Origin of the sequence: Pseudomonas fluorescens, assembly GCF_000802965.1 — a bacterium.
GTDB classification, from domain to species: domain Bacteria; phylum Pseudomonadota; class Gammaproteobacteria; order Pseudomonadales; family Pseudomonadaceae; genus Aquipseudomonas; species Aquipseudomonas fluorescens_A.
Genome location: NZ_JSAK01000030.1, coordinates 1 through 750 on the forward strand (window position 1 = coordinate 1; position 750 = coordinate 750).

1 protein-coding gene is annotated in these 750 nt (G+C 53.7%); it reads left to right on the plus strand.

Annotation, left to right across the window (positions count from 1 at the left end; translation table 11 throughout):
- Nucleotides 1-202 precede the first annotated feature (202 nt).
- Nucleotides 203-750 (plus strand): IS110 family transposase (locus NL64_RS30695; RefSeq protein ID WP_034150377.1); only part of this gene is annotated, 548 nt, incomplete at its 3' end.

Genomic DNA, 750 nt, shown 5'->3' on the forward strand with positions numbered 1-750 from the left:
GCTTGTATGTTTAGACTTGAAGGGGTGGGTGGGACTAAAGCCTCGCTTCTGACTCTGACCAGTACAGACCGTGGGAGACATCGTCCCACCCCTTCACCTAATGCGCCGATAAGGAATGCATCGGCTCGGACCGACGATAGAAGCAAGCCAGCGCAACGGTGAACCCCAACAAGCCTTTAAACCGTAGCTCGGAGGATGGGCCATGACAATCTCGAATTCGCAGGTGGTCGTTGGTGTGGATGTCGCAAAGGACGAGATCGTTGTCTATCGAGCCGATCAGCAGAAAACCCAGGTTGTTACAAACGAGCGCGCTGCTCTCAAACAGTGGCTAAAGAAGCTGCCTGCGAACAGCGCCATCGCACTTGAGGCGACCAATACTTATCACCTCGATGCAACGGAAATGGCCCACGAGATGGGCCATGACGTTTACGTCATTGATGGCTCTCGGCTCAACCGATATCGCGATGGAATAGGTATTCGAGCTAAAACAGATGCCTTGGATGCAGTGCTATTGGCACGCTACCTGAGCAAGGAATCCGACCGGCTACGAATCTGGAACCCACCGCCCAAGGCTTACACGCAGCTCAAAAGCGTGCTGCGCCGCAGGGCCGAGCTCGTTCAGCATCGAGTTGCACTCAAACAAAGCTGGAAGGATGAACCCTTGCTCAAGGAGGCGCTGGCGAACTATCTGGCCAATATTGAGCAGACTGAAAAAGACATTCAGTCGCTCTTGAGGAGCATCATCAGTGA